General features: G+C 65.9%; 12 protein-coding genes and 2 pseudogenes. 11 read left to right on the top strand and 3 right to left on the bottom strand.

Annotated features, from left to right (window positions below; genetic code table 11):
- Positions 1-38 precede the first annotated feature (38 nt).
- The 6 genes and pseudogenes from EBS_RS08380 to dnaE all read left to right on the top strand — a co-directional run bounded on the left by EBS_RS08380 (position 39) and on the right by dnaE (position 8981).
- Entirely contained in the window at positions 39-719 is a 681-nt protein-coding gene (locus EBS_RS08380; RefSeq protein ID WP_081999888.1) for an OmpA family protein, read from the top strand.
- Between the two features lie 92 nt (positions 720-811).
- Positions 812-2536, top strand: a complete 1725-nt coding sequence (locus EBS_RS08375; RefSeq protein WP_043108222.1) for a radical SAM protein — start codon at positions 812-814, stop codon at positions 2534-2536.
- 1126 nt (positions 2537-3662) lie between these two features.
- Positions 3663-4283, top strand: coding sequence for a HEPN domain-containing protein (locus EBS_RS14040; protein WP_148307709.1), 621 nt, complete (start codon positions 3663-3665; stop codon positions 4281-4283).
- A 370-nt stretch (positions 4284-4653) separates the two neighbouring features.
- Positions 4654-4785: pseudogene (locus EBS_RS14595) on the top strand (type II toxin-antitoxin system RelE family toxin); the annotation flags it as partial.
- Entirely contained in the window at positions 4769-5122 is a 354-nt protein-coding gene (locus EBS_RS08370; protein ID WP_043108220.1) for a helix-turn-helix domain-containing protein, read from the top strand. The pseudogene EBS_RS14595 and the gene EBS_RS08370, both read left to right, overlap by 17 nt.
- A 271-nt stretch (positions 5123-5393) precedes the next feature.
- Positions 5394-8981 (top strand): DNA polymerase III subunit alpha, encoded by a 3588-nt coding sequence (gene dnaE / locus EBS_RS08365; protein ID WP_052199427.1) that lies wholly within the window; start codon positions 5394-5396, stop codon positions 8979-8981.
- A gap of 9 nt (positions 8982-8990) precedes the next feature.
- On the opposite strand, the gene ppc is transcribed toward dnaE, so the two are convergent.
- On the bottom strand, positions 8991-11810 hold the full coding sequence (gene ppc / locus EBS_RS08360) for a phosphoenolpyruvate carboxylase (RefSeq protein WP_043108219.1): 2820 nt from the start codon (positions 11808-11810) through the stop codon (positions 8991-8993).
- Positions 11811-11900: 90 nt separating this feature from the next.
- Between ppc and pgi the strand changes: the two genes are divergently transcribed.
- Entirely contained in the window at positions 11901-13562 is a 1662-nt protein-coding gene (gene pgi, locus EBS_RS08355) for a glucose-6-phosphate isomerase (RefSeq protein WP_043108218.1), read from the top strand.
- Here the strand turns inward: pgi and mltF are convergent.
- Positions 13532-14968 carry a membrane-bound lytic murein transglycosylase MltF gene (mltF, locus tag EBS_RS08350; protein ID WP_052199426.1) on the bottom strand — a complete coding sequence of 479 codons (1437 nt, stop codon included), beginning with the start codon at positions 14966-14968 and terminating at the stop codon, positions 13532-13534. The genes pgi and mltF overlap by 31 nt on opposite strands.
- Positions 14969-14977: 9 nt before the next feature.
- Positions 14978-15361 (bottom strand): Mth938-like domain-containing protein, encoded by a 384-nt coding sequence (locus EBS_RS08345; RefSeq protein ID WP_043108217.1) that lies wholly within the window; start codon positions 15359-15361, stop codon positions 14978-14980.
- Positions 15362-15484: 123 nt separating this feature from the next.
- Here EBS_RS08345 and alaC point away from each other — a divergent pair, with 123 nt between their 5' ends.
- From alaC to EBS_RS08325, 4 genes and pseudogenes are all read left to right on the top strand, one after another.
- Complete coding sequence (gene alaC / locus EBS_RS08340) at positions 15485-16681, top strand: alanine transaminase (RefSeq protein ID WP_043108216.1); 1197 nt, start codon at positions 15485-15487, stop codon at positions 16679-16681.
- A gap of 28 nt (positions 16682-16709) precedes the next feature.
- A complete protein-coding gene (locus tag EBS_RS08335; RefSeq protein ID WP_043108215.1) occupies positions 16710-18020 on the top strand; it encodes a homoserine dehydrogenase in 1311 nt (436 codons plus the stop codon).
- Complete coding sequence (locus EBS_RS13005; protein WP_052199424.1) at positions 18017-19162, top strand: hypothetical protein; 1146 nt, start codon at positions 18017-18019, stop codon at positions 19160-19162. Before EBS_RS08335 ends, EBS_RS13005 begins: the two co-directional genes overlap by 4 nt.
- A gap of 93 nt (positions 19163-19255) precedes the next feature.
- A pseudogene (locus EBS_RS08325) lies at positions 19256-21881 on the top strand (helix-hairpin-helix domain-containing protein).
- Positions 21882-21930 lie beyond the last annotated feature (49 nt).

The following is a 21930-nucleotide window of genomic DNA, read 5'->3' as shown; positions in this document are numbered from 1 at the left end:
GACAGGTGAGCGGGATGACGACGAGAGGAGGTAGTGCCATGAAACGTCTTGTTACGGCTGCAATGATCGGTGCGCTGCTGGTCTCCGGCTGTACCACCAATGACCCCAACCAGCGCGCCAAGGTCGGTGCTGCTGTCGGTGCGGTGGTCGGTGCCGTGGTAGGGCACCAGGTGGATCATGGCAAGGGCAAGTGGGTCGGCGCGGCCGTGGGCGCGCTGGCCGGAGCCGCGGTGGGCAACTACATGGACAACCAGCAGCGGGCCTTCGAACAGGAACTGGCGCAGGAGCGGCAGGCGCACCAGCTCGAGATCGAGCGCCTGCGTGATGACACCCTCAAGCTGAGCATCGATTCCGAGGTGTCGTTCGACTTCGACAGCGCGCGCATCAAGCACGGCTTCGCCCGCTCGCTCGACAAGCTGGCCGATGTACTGCTCAAGTACGACCGGACCGTGGTGCACGTGGTGGGGCATACCGACAGCGTGGGCTCCGAGGAATACAATCTCGACCTGTCGCGGCGGCGCGCCGAATCGGTGGCCGACTACCTGGCCTCGCGCGGGGTGCCGCGTGGCCGCCTGCGTACCGAGGGACGGGGCGAGTCCGAGCCGCGCGCCAGCAACGCCACCGAGGCCGGCCGCCAGCTCAACCGGCGGGTGGAGATCTACGTCAAGCCCATCGTTCAAGGGCAGGAACACCGCGCCTACGAGTCGCCGCGTTACTGAACCCGTCTTGCGGCGCTTGTCGAGACCAGGCGCCGCGCGGCTGGCCGGGCGTCCCGGTATACTGCGGGCATCCTGATGCCGGGGAGCCTGTCATGTCCGCCAGCCCGCAGACCGTGATCGACGAGGCCGAGCAGCAGCGTCTGCTCGGCCTCTACCTGCCCGCGATGCGGGCGCGTTTCAAGGCCGAGATCAATCGCCTGACCCGCGAGGGCATGGCGGAGATGTTGCGGGATCACCCCGACGCCGCAGCACTGGCCTTCCCGCTCACCTACCTGTACGGCTGGCACTGGCTGCGCGAACACGTGTCCGAGCCCTACCGCGAGGGCGTGCTGGCGGCCTTTCGCGCGCCCGAGCGCCGCTTTTTGATGCGCCTGCTCGTCGAGGCCGGCAGCGCGCGTGCCTTCATCGAGGGCTACATCGAGCACTGGCGCCAGGCCCCGCCCGGCGGGCCGGTGCAGCAGGCGCAACTGCTGGAACTGCTGGCCGGGCAGGGCGGCGATCCGCAGCGCCTCGCCGAGCACATGCTCACGGCCTGGCGCGGGCTGGGCCTGTTCACCCAGACGCTCAAGGTCGCCTACAGCGGACTGGCAAGGCAGGAAAAACAGCGCTACGGCGACATGCTGGGCGAGGCCGACCTGGAACGCCTGCAGCTGGTCGATGCGCTGCCCGAGCCGGCAACACCGGGCACGCCGCGTTTCGCCAAGCTGGGCATCATCCCGGCGATGGGCTGTCCGCAGACCTGCCGGCACTGCATGCTCATCTGGCGGCCGCTCAAGCCCACCGACCCCGATCCGCAGAAGGTCTATCGCATGGTCGAATCACTGACCGACAGCGTGCTGTTCACCGGCGGCGACCTCACCCGCCACCTCGATGCCTTCTACGACGGCATCCGCGCCATGCGCCAGGTGCGCACCTTTGCCATTCTGCTCAACGGCGATTTTGCCGACACGCCCGAGGTCACCGAGGAGGTCATCGGCCGCATGGCCGCGGCGGTGCGCGGTCGCCCCAGGCACTGGCCGAAGGCGCATGTGCTGTTGCAGATCAGCTTCGACGAGTTCCACCAGGAAGTGATCGTGGACCGGCACGGGCAGTTGAAAGAGCGCATCCCGGTGCGCAAGATCGCCAACATCGTCGAATGCGCCCCGCGCCACGCGCCCGAGGTGCAACTGGCGCTGCTGCACAAGCAGACCTCGCTCAACTTCTCGACCGACGTGTTGCACAAGGGGGTGTTCGCGCGCCTGGTCAACGAGCTGGGCGCGCGCGGGCACCAGGTGCAGGTGCTGGCGACCCAGCCGGCGTCTCGTCTCAAGACCCATCCGCTCACCGGCGAAAAGGGGCGGGTTCTCAAGGACATGAACTTTGTGCTCGCCCGGCACCCGGACGTGCCCATCCTGCTCACCAGCTCCACCATCGACGGCTACGGCCGCGCCGAACTGATGGAACCGGGCGAGACGGTCAAGGAACGTGAGCTGCTGCAACAGGTGCTGATGCAGGGCGCGCCCGAAGACGTGCGCTTCGACATCGACCTGATGTTCTGGTTCAACGGCTGGGCCACCCTGTTCAACGCCGTGCACATCTGCCTGGGCGACCTCTACACCGATGGCGTCAACCGCATCCTCGCCCGTCAGCGCAAGGACCCGCTCACCCGGGCGCTGCACTGCTTCGACCGGCGCCTGCCCGCGCTCTACGCCGAAATCCGCCCCGACCTGGACGACCTGACCAACAAGGCCACCAGCCCCTGGCACCTGTACCACATGCTCACCGAAGACCCTGAAGTACGGCTGCACATGACGCGGCGCTTGATCGAAGCGGTCTGAGTGCGGCGAAGAGGGGCATGCACGGGCAACTTTGCATTTCACCAGCGGATGTTCTAAAAAGGGAAGCAATCGCCTGCTCGGCACAGACAAAGGGATTTTTGTCTTCATGGCACAGGACGTATCGACTCACTCAACCGGGACAGGCCGTCCCGGTATCCATCGAATACCCCCGGGCACGGGTTACCGTCAGGAAGCACTGGCAACGATCGGCAGACCGTCTGCCCAAGGGCTTGTCCGCTTTCGTCACTGCCGCATCGATCATCCCGCCGGCTGCTACCGAGGCCGCATGATCTCCCGCCGTTTCGGCTCGCTCCCCGAGTCAGATCTCCCGATCGAATCCTGCCGCCCAATCCACGCGCAGACGATGCGTAAACAGCGGCCTCAGCGTATCGGTCTGCTGCCGGGGCGGCCAGTTGGGCGCCTGCGGATTGTCCGAAGAAATTCCTGGTGGGATGTGGACAGAGTTTCGTGTTTGTCGTCGAGGTGGAGAACAGGAATGGGGCAAGCGGCTGCATATCGCAATATTGGCGCCAGCCACATATCACGATATTCGTCCCATACACATAATCAACTGTTGGGCGTTAAAGGAGATGACATGGCAGCTAAGTACATATGTGCATGGAAACTCTTACATCTGAAGCCCAGTGCAGATTGCTGCGATTGTGGCCGAGAGATTGATTAATCTCCTGATGATGAGATTTGGACCATCTGGAATGGAAAGCTGATTTACTGCCCAAGGTGTGTATCCTATGAGGGGGGTAAACGATTAAATAAAGAATAGGGGGTCAAATGATGAAAAGATACAGTGATTATGATCGAGATTCAGGAGTAGTAGCTTACGAATACGGCGACTGTTTCATAAGAGTTCAATTCAGCGACAGGTCAATTTATCGGTACACCTGTGCAAGCGCGGGTTCGTATCACATCGGGCAAATGAAACTTCTCGCGGATAGAGGCGATGGGCTAAACGCGTACATCAACAATCATGTACGTAAATCCTATGAAGCCAGAGAGGCATAGAACAGAATGCGCCTAACAATCACATTCACTCAGACAGCAAAAAGCGCCGCTCGTTCCTCGCTCTGCTTTTTGCTGCCGGTGATGTGAGTCGTTATGCATAATAGTCATGCCTTCGAATGCTTTAGCCAAATTTAAGAGAACTATCGCACGCTGCGAGGCCTTAGTCGATAGCTATAAGGTCCTTCACGCGCAGAATCGAAAAGATGGAGCAACTCCTGCTCCTAAGGATATTATCCGGGGAGCAGTCGTTTTAGCTGTTGCAGCGTTGGATGCGTACGTAACTGATGTTTTCTGCGAAAAGCTCGTTCCATATCTAAAAAGATATAAATCTGATGACTCTCTCGTTAAACTACTTAGTGATGCGGGTCTGGATACAAGGGAGGCGCTTAACCTTCTGTCCATGGAAAGACCTTATAGAAGAATAAGAACACTAATCACCCGTCATTACGAAACATATACCACCCAAAAATTCAACGTCATAGATGAAATTTTCCTGCCATTCCGTTTGAAGAATATCACTTGCAATGCGGAAGCAAAAACTGGGAAAAAGAGATTAAAGAAATCTGTTGGTCTATTGGTGGATAGGCGAAATGAAATCGCGCATGGTGGAGATTACAACTCTCATGGAAGAATCAAAAATATCAACGAAGACCAAATTGCAAAGCGCATTAAACATCTAGAGCAACTAGTGATAGCCATAGATGAAATCATATGCAACCGAATATAGGCATAAAAATGCGCTCGTTCGGACGCAAACTACGCTGCGCTTCGTTTGCGCCGCACAGATTGGTCGTTACTACGCCTAGAACCCTTCGCGTTCTTTGCGGTTTTCCCTTTGGTTTGGCTACCGGGCGGGCTTCGGAAACCTGTGATCTCGCCGCGCCTCACGGGAGCCCATTCAAACCGGTGGTTCTTCGAGCCAGTTTTCCGTCTTCAGGCCCGGAACGCGCGTGAATTCCCGGGTATTGGCGGTAACGACTGTCAGGTCCGTTGCCAAGGCCTGGGCGGCCATCAGCAGGTTACTGGGACCGATCGGCGTGCCTTGTCAGGCCAGGTAGTGGCGCAGCCTGGCGAACTTCCCGGCGGTGCCGGGCATCAAGCCATTGCGGAACCACCGATATGGCTACCGGCTGCGTGTCGGTGATTACAGGGTCTTGTTCGATGTGCTGAATCAGACTCGTATCGTCAGCATTGAAGAGGTGAAAAAGCACGATGAACGCACCTACCGATTTCCAGGTCATCGAGCAGGACGGCAAGCCCATCTTTGCGGTCGTGCCATGGGATCGCTTCCAGGAGATGGTCGGGGCCTGGCAAGCGCTGCATGCCCGTGAACAGGGCATTCCGCAGGCGGTCGTCGAGCGGCAGGTCGTCGACGGGGTGCCGCTGGTAGCAGCCTGGCGCGAGCACCTGGGCTTGACTCAGGCAGAGGTCGCCCGGCGGGCGGGCATGAAGCAATCGGCCATAGCCCGCATCGAGCGCGGTGGCTCCCGGCCGCGACGGACCACATTGCGTCGTCTGGCCACGGCCCTTGGCGTGCATCCGGCGCAGTTGCTGCTGGAGGAGTGACCGGTTTGCCCCCTCCCGGCCTCCCCCGCGTGCGGGGGAGGAGTTGATCGGCCGTTTCGCGAGCGGGGGAGGGGGTGATCTGGCAGGGTCCGCGAGCGGGCGCTGATTCCAGGCTCTGCAAGCGGATGTGGTGCGGTTTCAGGCCGCCTGGAGCCCTCGCGTCCTTGGTGGTTTCCTCCTTTGGCTTACTGGGTGCGGGCCGCCCTTGGGTCTCGCCCCCTCGAAGGGGTATCCTCTTGGCCCCCGTCCCCAACCGGTCCTGTCCCCGATCATGAGCCAGTCCTTCGTCCATTTGCACGTCCATTCCGAGTTCTCGCTGGTGGACGGTACCGCGCGCATCAAGCCGCTGGTGCAGGCGGTGGCGGACAAGGGCATGCCGGCGGTGGCGCTCACCGACCAGTCGAACATGTTCGCGCTGGTGCGCTTCTACAAGGCGGCGATGGCCGCGGGGGTCAAGCCGATCTGCGGGGTGGATCTGCTGCTGCGCAACCCCGAGGACGTCAACCAGCCGTTCCGGCTGGTCCTGCTGGTGCAGTCGGATATCGGCTACCGGCGGCTCACCGAGCTGGTCTCGCGCACCTACCAGGAGGGTCAGCACCTGGGCCGGCCGATGGCCGATGCCGACTGGCTCACCGCCGAGTCCTGCGAGGGCCTGATCGCGCTGTCGGGCGCGCGTGACGGCGACGTGGGGCGTGCCCTGCTGGCCGGCAACCGGGCGCTGGCCGAGACACGGTTGCGTCACTGGCTGGAGGTGTTCGGCGACCGCTACTACCTGCAGCTGGTGCGCACCGGCCGTCCCGAGGAGGAGGACTGCCTGCACGCCAGCGTGGAACTGGCCGTGGCCATGGAAGTGCCGGTGGTGGCGACCAATGCGGTGTGCTTCCTGGAGGCCGACGAGTTCCCGGCGCACGAGGTGCGGGTGTGCATCAACGAAGGGCGCACCCTCGACGATCCGCGCCGGGTGCGCCGCTACAGCGAGCAGCAGTACCTGCGCAGCCCGGAGGAGATGGCCGAGCTGTTCGCCGACATTCCCGAGGCGCTGGAGAACACGGTCGAGATCGCGCGCCGCTGCAACCTGGAACTCACCCTGGGCAAGAACTTCCTGCCGGACTACCCGGTGCCCGAGGGCATGACCATCGAGGAATTCCTCACCGCCGAGGCGCGCCGGGGGCTGGAGGAGCGCCTGGAACACATCATCGGCCGCGACGATCCCGAGTTCGAACAGAAGCGCAAGCCCTACGACGAGCGCCTGCAGATCGAGCTGGACGTGATCAACAGCATGGGCTTCCCCGGCTACTTCCTGATCGTGGCCGACTTCATCCAGTGGGCCAAGGACAACGGCGTGCCGGTGGGACCGGGGCGGGGTTCGGGCGCCGGTTCGCTGGTCGCCTATGCGCTCAAGATCACCGATCTCGACCCGCTGGCGCTGGACCTGCTGTTCGAGCGCTTCCTCAACCCCGAGCGGGTGTCCATGCCCGACTTCGACGTGGACTTCTGCATGGACAAGCGCGACCGGGTGATCGACTACGTGGCGCGCAAGTACGGGCGCGACGCGGTCTCGCAGATCATCACCTTCGGCTCCATGGCGGCCAAGGCGGTGGTACGCGACGTGGGCCGGGTGCTGGGCCATCCCTACGGCTTCACCGACCGGGTGGCGAAGATGATTCCGCCCGACCTGGGCATGACGCTGGACAAGGCGCTGGAGGAATCGGAGGACCTGGCCAATGCCTACCGCGACGACGAGGAGGTCACCCAGCTGATCGACATGGCGCGCAAGCTCGAGGGCCTGGCGCGCAACCCCGGCAAGCACGCCGGCGGGGTGGTGATCGCTCCCGGCAAGCTCACCGATTTCGTGCCGCTGTACTGCGAGGCCGACGGCTCCAACCTGGTCACCCAGTACGACAAGGACGACGTGGAACAGGCCGGCCTGGTGAAGTTCGACTTCCTGGGCTTGCGGACCCTGACCATCATCGACTGGGCGCTGGAGACCATCAACGCCCAGCGTCGGCAGCAGGGCCTGGAGCCGATCGACATCGCCACCATCCCGCTGGACGACAAGGCCTCGTTCGACCTGCTCAAGACCGGCAAGACCACCGCCGTGTTCCAGCTCGAATCCGAGGGCATGCAGAAGCTCATCGTCAAGCTCGCGCCCGACAACTTCGACGACATCACCGCGCTGGTGGCGCTGTACCGGCCGGGCCCGCTGCAGTCGGGCATGGTGGACAACTTCATCAACCGCAAGCACGGGCGCGAGAAGGTCAGCTACCCCGACCCGCACTACCAGCACGAGTGCCTCAAGCCCATCCTCGAATCGACCTACGGCGTGATCCTCTACCAGGAGCAGGTGATGCAGATCGCGCAGGTGATGGCCGGCTACTCGCTGGGCGGCGCCGACCTGCTGCGCCGCGCCATGGGCAAGAAGAAGCCCGAGGAGATGGAAAAGCAGCGCGCGGTGTTCAAGGCGGGTGCCGAGAAGAACGGCATCGACCCCGAGCTGGCGATGAAGATCTTCGACCTGGTGGAGAAGTTCGCCGGCTACGGCTTCAACAAGTCGCACTCGGCGGCCTATGCGCTGGTCTCCTACCAGACGCTGTGGCTCAAGACCCACTACCCGGCGGCCTTCATGGCGGCGGTGCTGTCGTCCGACATGGACAACACCGACAAGGTGGTCACCTTCATCGAGGAATGCCGCAAGATGGGCCTGACGGTCGAGCCGCCGGACGTGAACCGCTCGCAGTACCGTTTCACCGTGGATGGCGACGACACCATCGTCTACGGCCTGGGCGCGATCAAGGGTGTGGGCGAGTCCGCCATCGAGGGCATCCTGGCCGCTCGCGGGCAGGGCGGGGCCTTCCGCGACCTGTTCGACTTCTGCTCGCGCATCGACCTCAAGAAGGCCAACCGGCGGGTGCTCGAATCGCTGATCCGCGCCGGTGCGCTCGATCGCCTCGGCCCCAACCGCGCCACCCTGATGATCCAGCTCCCGCTGGCGCTGAAGGTGGCCGAGAAGCAGGCACAGGATCGCTCGGCCGGCATGATGGACCTGTTCGGCGACCCGGTGGCCGAGGACACCGCGCCCGCGCTGGGCGTGATCCCCGACGAGACCGAGGAATGGGACGACCAGCTGCGCCTGCAGGGCGAAAAGGAAACCCTCGGCCTGTTCCTCACCGGGCACCCCATCGACCGCTACCTGCCGCAGATCGAGCAGATGCTGGGCACGCGCATCGCCCAGCTCACCCTGGACGACGTGCAGGGCAACCGCGCCCGGCGCTCGGGCAAGAAGGTGCGGGTGGCCGGCCTGGTGGTGGCGGTGGCGCGGCGCAACACCCAGCGCGGGCAGATGGCCTCGGTGCTGCTCAACGATCGCAGCGGGCGCATCGAGGCGACGCTGTTCTCCGAGACCTTCGAGCGTTGCCGGGATCGTGTCGCGCCCGATCGCATCCTGGTGATCGAAGGCTCACTGGTACCCGACGAGTACCGGGGCGGGTTGTCGATCCGCGCCGATGACGTGCATCCCTTCGAGGACTTCCGGCAGCGTTGCTGCACTGGTCTGGAGATCACCCTCGAAGAGGCCTGGATGCGCCAGCAGGGTCTCGCGGTGGTCGACGTGGTGGCGCGCCTGCGCGAACTGCTCGAACCGCATCGTGCCGAGAGCGGCGCGCGGGTGGCGATCCGCTACCGGCGGCTGGACGCCGAGGCCCTGCTGCGCCTGGGCGATAGCCGGCAGGTGGCGCTGTGCGACAACCTGCTGCGCGACCTGGTGCGCTGGCTGGGCGAGGAGGCGTTCAGGCTGCGCTTCCAGGTGCCGGCGCTGGCGCAGGACAACGGGCGCCAGCGGTGGGCCTGGTCGTCGGCTTGATGCCCGCCCTCAGCCGGTGTTGCGCATCCCCGCGGCAATCGCGTTGATCGAGCGCAGCAGCGGGTCGAGCTGGCGTTCGCGTTCTTCCTCGTCCAGGTTCTCGTCGCGGTAGCGGCGCAGCAGCGCGAGCTGGATGTGGTTGAGCGGGTCCAGGTAGGGGTCGCGGCGTTGCAGGGAACGCTTGAGCAGCGGGGTCTCGTCGAGCAGCTCGTCGAGCTGCGCGATCTCGAGGATGCGCCGGCAGGTGCGTTCGTGTTCCTCGCGTATCCTGTGGTAGATGGCCTGTGCGCTCTCCTGGTCCTGCGCCAGTTCGGCGTACTCGGCGGCGATGCGCATGTCGGCCTTGAACAGCGCCATCTGGGTGTTGCTGAGCAGGGCCCGGAAGAAGGGCCATTCGCGGTACAGGCCGCGCAGGGCCTCGAGGTTGGCCGGGTCGGCGTTGCAGAAGTCGTCCAGCGCCTTGCCCAGGCCGTACCAGGCGGGCAGGGTGTGGCGTGATTGCGCCCAGCCGAACACCCAGGCGATGGCGCGCACCGAGGCCTTGGAGCGATCGGTTTTCTTGCGGTGCGAGGGGCGCGAGCCGATATTGAGCAGGGCGATCTCGTTGACCGGCGTGGCCTCGTAGAAGTAGTCGAGGAAGCCGGGCGTCTGCTCGGTCAGTTCGCGGTAGTGGCGCTCGCCCACCTCTTGCAGGCGTTGCATGGTCTCCGCGTAGGCCGGCGGGTCCTTTGGCACCGGCTGTACCAGGCCGAGGCTGGCGGTGATCAGCCCGGTAAGGCCCATGGTCAGTTCGAACACCGCGGTCTCCTTGTTGCCGTACTTGTACGACAGCACCTCGCCCTGTTCGGTGAACTTGATCTGGCCCAGTACGGTGCCGGCCGGTTGCGAGGTGATGGCCTGGTGGGTGGGGCCGCCGCCGCGGCCGATGGTGCCGCCACGTCCGTGGAACAGGCGGATGCGCACGCCGCGCTCGAGGCCCAGGGCGATCACCTGCTGCTGGGCCTGGTAGAGCGACCAGGCCGAGGCCACGATGCCGCCGTCCTTGGCCGAGTCGGAATAGCCCAGCATGACCTCCTGCAGGGTGCTGTGGGCCTCGAGCAGGCGGCGATACACCGGGTCGTCGAGCAGGTGGCTCATCACCGGTTCGATGTGTTGCAGGTCCTCGATGGTCTCGAACAGCGGCGAGACGCCGATGCGGCAGATGAAGTCGTCGCCCTGCTGGCCGGTCAGCCCGGCCAGGGCGGCGAGGAACATCACGTGCTGTACGTCCGAGGCGTGGTGCGCCATGGAGATGACATAGCGTCCGATCACGCGCGGGCTGATGCTGTCCTGCATCTCGCGTACCACGTCGAGCACCTCGAGCACCTCGCGGGTCATGGCCGACAGCCGGTCGGCCGCCGGGCGCGCCGGGGGCTGTTCGATCAGCCGGCCCATCAGCGCCATGCGCTGCGTCTCGTCGAGCGCGGCGTAGTCGTTCTCGATGCCGAGCACCGACAGGATCTCGGCCACCGCCTCGGTGTGTACCGTCGACTCCTGGCGGATGTCCAGGCGTGCCAGGTAGAAGCCGAAGGTGCGCGCCAGGCGTATCAGGTCGAGCAGTTCGGCCTCGGCGGCCTCGCGGTCGCCGTGGCTGGCCAGCGAGTCGTGGATCAGTTCCAGGTCGCGGACGAAATCGCCCTCGCTGCGATAGCCGGTCGGCAGGGCCTCGGTCGGTTCGCCTGCCAGCCGCGCGGCGGCGCGCTTCAGTGTGTGCAGAAGGCGCAGCTTCATGATGTAGAGCTTGCGCCGGTAGGGCTCGTGGGTGAAGCGTGCCGGCCAGTGCGCATCGTGCGCCTCGCGGTAGGCATCATCCGCTGCCAGCGCCTCGTTGAACTCGGGCGTGGGGGTGCAGAACTGGTCGGAGTGGGTGAGGGTGTCGACCAGCAGGTCGATGCGCTCCAGGTAGCACTCCAGGATGGTGCGATGCTGGGTGAGGATGGCCTCGGCGGTGATCTCGGCAGTGACGTTGGGGTTGCCGTCGCGGTCGCCGCCGATCCAGGAGCCGAAGCGCAGCAGCGCCGGCAGCTCGATGTGATGATAGTCGGGGTGATCGCCGTAGACGCGCTCGATGGCATGTTGCAGGCGGCGGTAGAGCACCGGGACGGCATCGAACAGGCTGGCCTTGAAGTGGTGCAGCTCCATGCGGATCTCGTGGCGCACGTCCGGCTTGGCCGGGCGTACCTCGTTGGTCTTCCACAGGGTCTGGATGCGGGTGCGCAGGGCGCGCTCCCAGAAGTCCTTGTGGTCGAGGGTGAGCGCCGGGCTGTCCAGGCCCTCGTTGGCCTCGAAGATACGGCACAGTTGCAGCAGGATGGCGCGGCGCTTGGATTCGGTGGGATGCGCGGTGAACACCGGCATGTAGCGCACGTCCTCGAGCAGGTCCTGCAACTGCTCGGGATTGATGCCGCGATCGCGCAACTGGCGAATGCACTGGTCGAAGGAGCCTTCCCACAGGGTCTTGCCCGAGGCGGCCACGCGCCGGCGCTGGCGGTGCTGGAAGCTCTCCTCGGCGATGTTTGCCAGCTGGAAATAGGTGGCGAAGGCGCGGATGACCGGCCGCAGGGTATGCGGGGGCAGGCGGTCGATCAGCTTTTTCAGGCGCTTGAGCCGGCCCGGATCCGGGTCCTTGCGCAAGCGGATGAAGCCCTTGCGCAGACGCTCGATGTGATGCAGCACTTCTTCTCCCGACTGGGATGCCACCACCTCACCCAGCATGTTACCCATCAGGCGCACCCGGGAACGCAGGGCCTTGTCCTTCTTGAGGCATGCTTCGACAAAGGAATCGGTCATCGGGAAAACTCCAGTTGCTGTCTCACATCGTGACGGGGCGTTGATATACTCGGCTCCCACTCAGGGGAGCATCGCACTCAGGCGCCCGTCATGCAGAAAGACAAGGGACTCATCGACTCGGAATGGAAGGCGCTGGAGCGCCACTGGCAGTCGTTGAGGGGTATTCGCATGCGGGACCTGTTCGCCCGGGATCCGCAACGCTGTGAGCGGTACAGCCTGTCAGCCTGCGGGATAGACCTCGATTATTCCAAAAATCTGATCGATGAGAAAGCGATGCGGCTGCTCATCGACCTGGCCAGGGCCGCCGAACTGTCGCGCTGGGGCGACCGCCTGGTGCGGGGCGAGAAGGTCAACACCACCGAGGGACGCGCCGTGCTGCACATGGCGCTGCGCAATCTCGGCTACCGCGACTACCGCCACGAGGGGCGTGATGTGATGCCGGCGATCCGCTCGGTGCTCTCGCGCATGCGCACCTTTTCGGAGGATGTACGCGCCGGGCGCTGGCTGGGCTATACCGGCCAGCCGATCCGTGACGTGGTGAACATCGGTATCGGCGGCTCCAGTCTGGGCCCGAAGATGGTCTGCGAGGCGCTGCGACCCTACCAGCGCGACGATCTGCGCGTGCACTTCGTGTCCAACATCGATGGTGCGCACCTGGCCAGCACGCTGCAGCACCTGGACCCGTCGACCACCCTGTTCGTGGTCGCTTCCAAGACCTTCACCACCCAGGACACGCTCACCAATGCGGAGTCGGCAAGACGCTGGCTGCTCGAACGCCTGCACAACGAGGAGGCGGTGGCGCGGCACTTCGTGGCGGTCTCGACCAACACCCAGGCGGTGCGTGCCTTCGGCATCGACGCGCACAACATGTTCGAGTTCTGGGACTGGGTTGGTGGGCGCTATTCGCTGTGGTCGAGCATCGGCCTGCCGATCGCCCTGGCCGTGGGCATGGACCGCTTCGAGGAACTGCTGGCCGGTGCGCACGACATGGACGAGCACTTCGTCGAGGCCCCGCCCGAGCGCAACCTGCCCATCGTGCTGGCCCTGCTGGGCATCTGGTATCTCAATTTCGGTGGCTGCGATTCGCACGCGGTGGTGCCTTACTACCAGCACCTCGAGCACCTGCCGGCCTTTCTGCAGCAGCTCGACATGGAGAGCAACGGCAAGCGCGTGACCCGCGACGGGCGGCCGGTGAGCTACCACACCGGGCCCGTGATCTGGGGCGCGGTGGGCACCGATGCGCAGCATTCCTTCTTCCAGTTGCTGCACCAGGGCACGCGCCTGATCCCGGTCGATTTCATCCTGCCCCTGTGCAGTCACTATGATCTGCCCGGGCACCACGAGAAGCTGGTGGCCAACTGTTTTGCCCAGGCGCAGGCGCTGATGCGTGGCCGTACCGAGGCCGAGGCGCGCGCCGAGATGGAGGCCGTGGGTCTCGACGAGGCGCGTATCCGCGCGCTGCTGCCGCACCGTGCGTTTCCGGGCAATCGGCCGAGCAACCTGCTGGTGTTCGACCGCCTCACCCCGCGCATCCTGGGTTCGCTGATCGCGCTCTACGAGCACAAGGTGTTCGTGCAGGGCATCGTCTGGGGTGTGGATTCCTTCGACCAGTGGGGCGTGGAGCTGGGCAAGCAGCTCGCCGGTCACATCCTCCAGGACTTCGAGGACATCAGTTGTTCACCGGGCGTGGACTGCTCCACTGCCTCGCTGGTACGCCGTTATCACCTGGCGGAGTGTGACGGCGAGGACTGAACCCGGCGGCGTGCCTCCTGGACCGTCAGATCCTCCGGGTGATTGTAGTACCACACCAGCAGGTCGTAGTAGTTGCGGATGTTTTCCACGTATTCCACTGCCTGCACACCGTCGGCGTTGCCGTAGCGTAGCTGTTCGGCCAGTTTTCGGTGGTTCAGTCGCGGCAGGTGCTGGCGCACTGCCGACCAGCGGTCGGGGTCTTCACCGGCCTTCTGGGTGAGGATGCGTGCGTCCTCGAGATGGCCGAAACCGATGTTGTAGCCGGCGAGCGTCAGCCACAGGCGGTCGGGTTCGGTGATGCGCTCCGGTATCTTTTCTTCCACGATGCGCAGGTAACGCGCGCCGCCGAGGACGCTCTGTTGCGGGTCGATGCGGTCGTTCACGCCGAGCTGGCGGGCGGTGTCCTGGGTGAGCATCATTACGCCGCGCACCCCGGTGGGCGAGACGGCCTTCGGGTTCCAGTGTGATTCCTGGTAGGCGATGGCGGCGAGCAGGCGCCAGTCGATGCCGGTCTGGCGTTCGGCCTGTTCGAAGAAGGGGCGCAGCGCCGGCAGGCGTTCACGCAGGTGGCGCTGGAAGGCACGCTTGTCCACAAAGTTGAGCCGCCCGGCGTGGCCATAGTAGTGCTCGAGCAGGCGTTGCAGGGTGCCGTTCTTGCGGATGCGTTGCAGGTAGCGGTCAGCGGCCTGGCGCAGGGCGTCGCTGCCGAAGGCGGGAAAGGCCCAGGCCAGCGCGGCGTCGCTGCGCAGGTCGAAGGCCGGGGCGAGGTGGCGGTAGATGCGGCTGGCCAGCAGCAGCTCGTTGTCGTCGGTCACGGTGAAGCGGACGTTGCCGGCCTCCACGCCTTCGAGCAAGGCGTGGAGGCCGATGTGATGCCGCGCGATCCATTGCAGGGCGGGATGTTGCTCGTGCAGCTGCTTCAGTGTCTCTTCATGGGCAGAGCCGGCGATCACCTGGATGGCCAGGGGAGGGATGCCGTCGAGCGTGCGCGGGCGCCGGTCGCCGCGACGGTAGACGAGCTGTTCGCGCACCTGCTGGTACGGGACCGAGAAACGCAGGGTACGCTGGCGCTCGGGGGTGATGGTCAACCCCGCTGCGGCCATGTGCACCGCGCCCTGGCGGGTCATGGCCAGCAGGCGATCGATGTCGTTCACCACCACGAAGCGGGCATGCACGCCCAGTTCCTGTGCAAAACCCTCGACCAGGTCGTGTTCGGGACCGGTGGCACCCTCGACCCCGGGGTACCAGGTACTGGGCGATTCGCGGGTAGCCACGATCAGCTCGCCGCGGGCGAGCAGGCGTGTCAGCGGATCGGACTGGCGCTGCGAAGCGAGCACCAGTGCGGCGATCTGGCCGGCCAGCACGAACAGCGGGATCAGCAGCAGAACGATTTGGCGCCAGCGCATCGGCAGGGTTCAGTCCGCGGCGGGGTCCGCCAGCAACAGCAGCGCGGCCTCGCGGCCTTCGGCAAGCAGGATATTGAAGGTGCGGCAGGCCGCGGCATTGTCCATGACCTCGTAGCCGATGCGTGCCGTCATCAGCGGGGCGAGCACCGCCGGGTCGGGGAAGCGCTGGCGCTCGCCGGTGCCGATCACCAGGACTTCGGGGGCGCCCTCGAGAATGGGGGCCAGGTCGGCAGCGTTCAGCGTGTCGATCGAGGCGACGGGACAGTCGGTGACGATGCGCCGGGGCCACACCAGTAGGCTGGTCGGGTAGGTTTTGCCGTGGATGCGTGCCTCGCCGGGCGCATAGGCGCCGATCAGGTTGAGGCCGCCGGCATCGTCGAGCACCATCTTCATATGGAGGGGTCTCCTTTCCGGGGGGAGTTGGGCAGGGGTTTCATTGACAATTCCGGTGGCCCTCAGTAGCGTTACGGGCTTGCTTTTCGTCTGCCATGCGAGGTTCCCGTGCCGTCCCGCGAAATGGAAGAATTCTATCGTATCCAACGCCTGCCGCCCTATGTGTTCGCCATCGTGAACGAGCTCAAGGCGGCGGCGCGTGCGCGGGGTGAGGATATCATCGACTTCGGCATGGGCAACCCCGACCAGCCCACACCACAGCACATCGTGGACAAGCTGGTCGAGGCCGCGCAGCGCCGCGACACGCATCGCTATTCGATGTCCAAGGGCATACCGCGCCTGCGTCGCGCCATCTGCAACTGGTACAAGCGGCGCTACGACGTGGACCTGGACCCCGAAACCCAGGCCATCGTCACCATCGGCTCCAAGGAAGGGCTGGCGCACCTGGCGCTGGCCTGCATGGGACCGGGCGACTCGGTGCTGGTACCCAACCCGGCCTATCCCATCCATCCCTACGGCTTCATCATCGCCGGGGCCGATGTGCGCCACGTGCCGGTGAGTGCCGAGCATGATTTCTTCGAGTCGCTGGAGAACGCCATCCGCGAGTCCTGGCCGCGGCCCAAGATGCTGGTGCTCAACTACCCGGGCAATCCCACCACCGAGTGCGTGGACCTGGCCTTCTTCGAGCGGGTGATCGCCATCGCCAGGGAACATGGCATCTGGGTGGTGCAGGACCTGGCCTATGCCGACATCGTGTTCGACGGTTACCAGGCGCCCTCCATCCTCCAGGTGCCGGGTGCCGAGGACATCGCGGTAGAGTTCTTCTCGCTGTCGAAAAGCTACAACATGCCGGGCTGGCGGGTCGGCTTCATGGTCGGCAACAAGACCCTGGTCGCTGCCCTGGCGCGCATCAAGTCCTACCTGGACTACGGCATGTTCACGCCCATCCAGGTGGCGGCGATCACCGCGCTCGAAGGTCCGCAGGACTGCGTGGAGGAGATCCGCAGCATGTACCAGCGCCGGCGCGACGTGCTCTGCGACGGCCTGGCCAACATCGGCTGGCACATCGAAAAGCCGAAGGCGACCATGTTCGTCTGGGCGCCCATCCCCGAGCCGTACCGCGAGATGGGCTCGCTGGAGTTCTCCAAGAAGCTGCTGCGCGATGCCAAGGTGGCGGTCTCGCCTGGCATCGGCTTCGGTGAATTCGGCGACGACCACGTACGCTTCGGGCTGATCGAGAACGAACACCGCACCCGGCAGGCGGTGCGTGGCATCCGCGACATGTTCCGTCGCGACGGCGTGCTCGCCGAAGCCGGCTGACAATGCAACAAACGGGAGAGAGAAGGCTGTGAAACCCGTCAAGGTGGGACTGCTGGGACTGGGGACCGTCGGTGGCGGCACCCTCAACGTGCTGGTGCGCAACGCTGCCGAGATCGCGCGTCGCGCCGGTCGCGAGATCGTGGTCAGCCATGCCGCGGCGCGGGAATACGATCCCTCGGCGCTGGAAGGGCTGGATCGTGTGCAGGTGAGCGACGATGCCTTCTCGGTGGTGCGCGAGCCCGAGGTGGATATCGTGGTCGAGCTGATCGGTGGCTACTCGCCGGCGCGCGAGCTGGTGCTCGAGGCGATCGCCAACGGCAAGCACGTGGTCACCGCCAACAAGGCGCTGATCGCCCTGCACGGCAACGAGATCTTCGCCGCTGCCCAGGAGAAGGGCGTGACCGTGGCCTTCGAGGCGGCGGTGGCCGGCGGTATCCCCATCATCAAGGCGCTGCGCGAGGGGCTGGCGGCCAACCACATCGAGTGGATCGCCGGCATCATCAACGGCACCGGCAACTTCATTCTCACCGAGATGCGCGACAAGGGCCGCGACTTCGCCGACGTGCTCGCCGAGGCGCAGGCCCTGGGCTATGCCGAGGCCGATCCCACCTTCGATGTCGAAGGCATTGACGCGGCGCACAAGCTCACCATCCTCGCCTCGCTGGCCTTTGGTATCCCGCTGCAGTTCGACCGCTGCTTCACCGAGGGCATCTCGCGCATCGAGCCGCAGGACGTGACCTGGGCCGAGGAACTGGGCTATCGCATCAAGCACCTGGGGGTGGCCCGCAAGACCGCCGAGGGCGTGGAGCTGCGGGTGCATCCCACCCTGATCCCCGAGCGGCGGCTGATCGCCAACGTCGACGGCGTGATGAACGCGGTGCTGGTCAAGGGCGACGCCGTGGGGCCGACCCTGTATTACGGTGCGGGCGCGGGCTCGCTGCCTACCGCCTCGGCGGTGGTGGCCGACATCATCGACGTCACCCGCACGCTGACCACCGACCCGGAGAACCGGGTGCCGCACCTGGCCTTCCAGCCCGACGAGCTGTCCGACCTGCCGGTGTTGCCCATCGAGCAGATCGAGACCGCCTATTACCTGCGCATGACCGCGCAGGACCGCCCCGGCGTGGTTGCGGCGGTGGCCGGCATCCTCGGCGATGCCGGTATCAGCATCGAGGCCATGCACCAGAAGGAGCCTGCCGAGGGTGAGACCGAGGTGCCGGTGGTGATGCTCACCCGCCGTGTGCGCGAGGCGCAGATGAACGACGCCATTGCGCGCATCGAGGCGCTCGACGCCATCACCGGGCCGGTCACCCGCATCCGGGTCGAAACCCTGAGTTGATCCACCTGCTCGTTCCCGGTCTGCTGGGGCCCTTCCCCCGCTTCGCCGAGGCGGGGGAGGCCCCACGCCTGCCTGCGCTCGAGACCCTGCTGGCGCGCGGCGAGCGCGGGCCGGGCGGCGGGAGCATTGCCGAGGTGGCCTTCGCCCTGTTCGGCGTCGATGCCGATCCCGCAGCGACCGCCGCCCTGTGCCATGCGGCCGACGCCGGGGGGGTGGAGGCGTCGCGTGTGCTGCTGCATGCCCATCCCGTGCACCTGGTGCCCGACCAGGACCGGCTGCTGGCCCTCGACTTCCACGACCACTCGCTGTCAGCCGAAGAGACCGCTGCCTTCGTCGAGGCCTTCAACCGGCACTTCGTCGAGGATGGGCTGGAACTGCTCGCGCCCCATCCGGACCGCTGGTATCTCGCCGTCGAACAGGAGCCTCGTGCACGTTTTCATCCGCTGGCCGACATCCTCGGCCGCAACATCGACCACTTCCTGCCGGAAGGCGAGCAGGCCCGCTATTGGCGTGCCCTGCTCAACGAGGTGCAGATGCTGTTCCACGGCCTGCCGGTCAATGCCGAACGCGAGGCCCGCGGTCTGTGGCCGGTCAACGGCCTGTGGTTCAGCGGGGCAGGGCGGCTGCCGCCGGTGCCTGGCGGGTGGATCGGCGGCATGCATGCGGCAACCACCTCGACAGCCCCTCCTCCGCATGCGGGGGAGGCCGGGAGGGGGCAGTCGGAAGGCCCCACCCCGACCCTCCCCGCGAGCGGGGAGGGGGAAGGCGCCTCCACCGTCAGCGGCAACCCCCTCAACCCCTCCTCCGCAAGCGGGGGAGGCCGGGAGGAGGATGGCTCCTCCCCCGTTTACGGGGGAGGCTGGGAGGGGGAAACCCATGCCCTGTTCACCGGGCTTCTGCGCAGCGCCCGGGCGACCGGTCCCGATCGGCTGCTGCTCGAGCTGTCTCCCGGCCTCGCCGTACTCGACGGTGATTTCGCGGCCTGGTGTCAGGCCCTGCAGCGATTCGACGAACGGCTCGCCCCGCTGCTCGGCGAGTCGCTGACCCTGTACGATGCCTCCGGCCAGACCTGGCACTGGCGCCCGGCGATGCGTCGGCGTTTCTGGCGGCGCCCGAAACGGATCGTGCCCGCTGCGCACTGAACGGCGCGGCTTGCCCGGCAATTCGCAAGTGTTCTATATTTGTTCCCCATCGGACCATCCGGTCCGTGTTCCCCTGTTTTCGGTCGCCGGGCCATGTACGCCGAACTCCAGTGCCGCAGCAATTACAGCTTTCTGCAGGGGGCCTCGCATCCGGGCGAACTGGTCGAGCGTGCAGCGGCGCTGGGCTATGCCGCGCTGGCGCTCACCGACGAGTGCTCGGTAGCCGGGGTGGTGCAGGCGCACCGGGCGGTGAAGGCGGCGGGTCTGCGGTTGCTCGTGGGCGCGCGTTTTCGTCTGGCCGAGGGCGATGACCTGACGCTGCTGGCGCGCAACCGCCGGGGTTACGGGCAGTTGTGTCGCCTGATCACCCGTGCGCGCAGGCAGGCGACAAAGGGCGACTACCGGCTGTCACGAGGTGATTGTGCGGAGCTGGACGTCTGCTTGGCCCTGCTGGCAGCCGATGCGCCGGAAGATGCGTTTGCCTGGTTTGCCGAATGCTTTGCCGGGCGTGGCTGGCTGGCGCTGGCCCTGTTGAATGAGGGAGACGATGCGCAGCGGCTCGAACAGGCCCAGGATGCCGCGAGCCGGCACGGCCTGCCGCTCGTCGCGGTGGGCGATGTGCTGATGCACGTGCGCGGGCGGCGCGCCCTGGCCGATACCCTGAGCGCCATCCGCCTGGGATGCACGCTGGAGACGCTGGGCGAGGCAGCGCTGGTCAATGGCGAGCGCCACCTGCGGCCACTCGAGGCGCTGCGTACATGCTACCCGGCCGCGCTGCTGGCCGAGACCCTGCGCATCGCGGCGCTGTGCACCTTCTCGCTCGACGAGCTGCGCTACGACTACCCCGACGACGTGGTACCGGCCGGCCGTGATCCCCACGACTTCCTGCGCGAGCAGGTGGAGCAGGGCATGCAGGTCCGCTGGCCGGACGGTTGCCCGGACTCGGTGCGCGCGCAGATCGAGCACGAGCTGGCATTGATCGCCGAGCTGCGCTACGAGGCCTATTTCCTCACTGTGTGGGACATCGTGCGCTTCGCGCGCGGCCGCGGCATTCTCTGCCAGGGACGGGGCTCGGCGGCGAACTCGGCGGTCTGCTACTGCCTGGGCATCACCGAGGTCGATCCGTCGCGCATGAACCTGCTGTTCGAGCGTTTCGTCTCGCGCGAGCGGGATGAGCCGCCGGACATCGACGTGGACTTCGAGCACGAGCGTCGTGAAGAGGTCGTCCAGTATATCTACCGGCGTTATGGTCGCGAGCGCGCGGCACTGGCGGCGACGGTCATCACCTGGCGGGTGCGCAGCGCCATCCGTGACGTGGGACGTGCCCTGGGGCTGGAGGCCGGGAGGGGGCAGGCGGGAAGAGGCACTCGACGCTGGCCGACATCCCGCCCGAGGATCCGGCCACTTACGCCATGATTCGCCGTGCGGATACCATCGGTGTCTTCCAGATCGAGTCGCGCGCGCAGATGGCCATGCTGGCGCGCCTGAAGCCGCGCACTTTCTATGATCTGGTCATCGAGGTGGCTATCGTGCGCCCTGGCCCTATCCAGGGCGACATGGTGCATCCCTACCTGCGCCGGCGGCAGGGGGTGGAGCCGGTGGAATATCCCTCGGAGGCGGTGCGTGAGGTACTCGAACGTACCCTGGGGGTGCCCATCTTTCAGGAGCAGGTGATCCGCCTGGCGATGGTCGCAGCGGGGTTCAGCGCCGGCGAGGCCGATGGCCTGCGCCGGGCGATGGCGGCCTGGCGGCGGCGCGGTGGGCTGGCGCCCTGGCGCGAGCGTCTGTTGCGCGGCATGGCCGAGCGCGGCTATGCGCGCGACTTCGCCGAACGTATCTACCGTCAGATCCTGGGCTTTGGCGAATACGGCTTCCCCGAGTCACATGCTGCCAGCTTCGCCCTGCTGGCCTATGCCTCGGCCTGGCTCAAGTGCCATCACCCGGCGGCCTTCTGCGCGGCCCTGCTCAACAGCCAGCCGATGGGCTTCTACGCGCCGGCGCAACTGGTGCGCGACGCCCGCGAACACGGAGTGGAGGTCCGCCCGGCGGATGTGCGCTCCAGCGACTGGGACTGCACCCTGGAGCCTGCGGACGATGAACCTGCACGTCCGGTACTGCGCCTGGGACTGCGGATGATCAAGGGGTTGTCACGCGCGGCGGGCGAACGCCTGGTGGCGGTGCGCGCCCAGGGCGATTTCCAGGATGTGGACGATCTGGCGCGTCGTGCCGGCCTGTCCCGGCGCGAGCTGAAGGCACTGGCCGCGGCCGATGCCCTGCACGGGCTGGCCGGGCATCGCCACGCAGCGGCCTGGACGGTGGCTGGCGTGGAACCGCAGCTGCCGTTGTTTCCGCATCCCGGGCAGGACCGGGTGCGTCCGGCGCTGGATCCACCGAGTCGGGGATGCTCGGTGCTGGCCGATTACCACGCCCTGGGGCTGAGTCTGCGCGCGCACCGCCGGGCTGGTGCTGATCCGTCAGCGGCCCGGCAAGGGGCGGGCGGTGTATATCACCCTCGAGGACGAGACCGGTACCCAGAACCTGCTGATCTGGGCCGACCTGGCCGAGCGTGAGCGGCGTATCGTGCTGGGCAGCGGGGCTGCTGGGCGCGGAAGTGGAGGTCCAGCGCGCCGAGGGGGTGCAGCACCTGGTCGGTCGGGTGCTGGAAGATCACAGCGATCTGCTCGGCGAACTGCCGGTATGTTCCCGGGATTTTCACTGAGGACAAGGGACCGCCCCTGGCAGGCGCCGGAGCGCCTGGTCCCTGTCGG

Source organism: endosymbiont of unidentified scaly snail isolate Monju (assembly GCF_000801295.1).
Lineage (GTDB): Bacteria > Pseudomonadota > Gammaproteobacteria > Chromatiales > Chromatiaceae > MONJU.
Note: the sequence above shows the minus strand (reverse complement) of the source record. Positions and strands in the feature narration are given on the sequence as shown.

What these genes read in the sequence shown, in the direction of transcription:
- mltF (WP_052199426.1), bottom strand. Translation starts at nt 14,968, where the DNA reads ATGCGCTGGCGCCAAATCGTTCTGCTGCTGATCCCGCTGTTCGTGCTG.
- EBS_RS08370 (WP_043108220.1), top strand. Translation starts at nt 4,769, where the DNA reads ATGAACGCACCTACCGATTTCCAGGTCATCGAGCAGGACGGCAAGCCC.
- alaC (WP_043108216.1), top strand. Translation starts at nt 15,485, where the DNA reads ATGGAAGAATTCTATCGTATCCAACGCCTGCCGCCCTATGTGTTCGCC.
- EBS_RS08345 (WP_043108217.1), bottom strand. Translation starts at nt 15,361, where the DNA reads ATGAAGATGGTGCTCGACGATGCCGGCGGCCTCAACCTGATCGGCGCC.
- pgi (WP_043108218.1), top strand. Translation starts at nt 11,901, where the DNA reads ATGCAGAAAGACAAGGGACTCATCGACTCGGAATGGAAGGCGCTGGAG.
- ppc (WP_043108219.1), bottom strand. Translation starts at nt 11,810, where the DNA reads ATGACCGATTCCTTTGTCGAAGCATGCCTCAAGAAGGACAAGGCCCTG.
- EBS_RS08375 (WP_043108222.1), top strand. Translation starts at nt 812, where the DNA reads ATGTCCGCCAGCCCGCAGACCGTGATCGACGAGGCCGAGCAGCAGCGT.
- EBS_RS14040 (WP_148307709.1), top strand. Translation starts at nt 3,663, where the DNA reads ATGCCTTCGAATGCTTTAGCCAAATTTAAGAGAACTATCGCACGCTGC.
- EBS_RS08380 (WP_081999888.1), top strand. Translation starts at nt 39, where the DNA reads ATGAAACGTCTTGTTACGGCTGCAATGATCGGTGCGCTGCTGGTCTCC.
- dnaE (WP_052199427.1), top strand. Translation starts at nt 5,394, where the DNA reads ATGAGCCAGTCCTTCGTCCATTTGCACGTCCATTCCGAGTTCTCGCTG.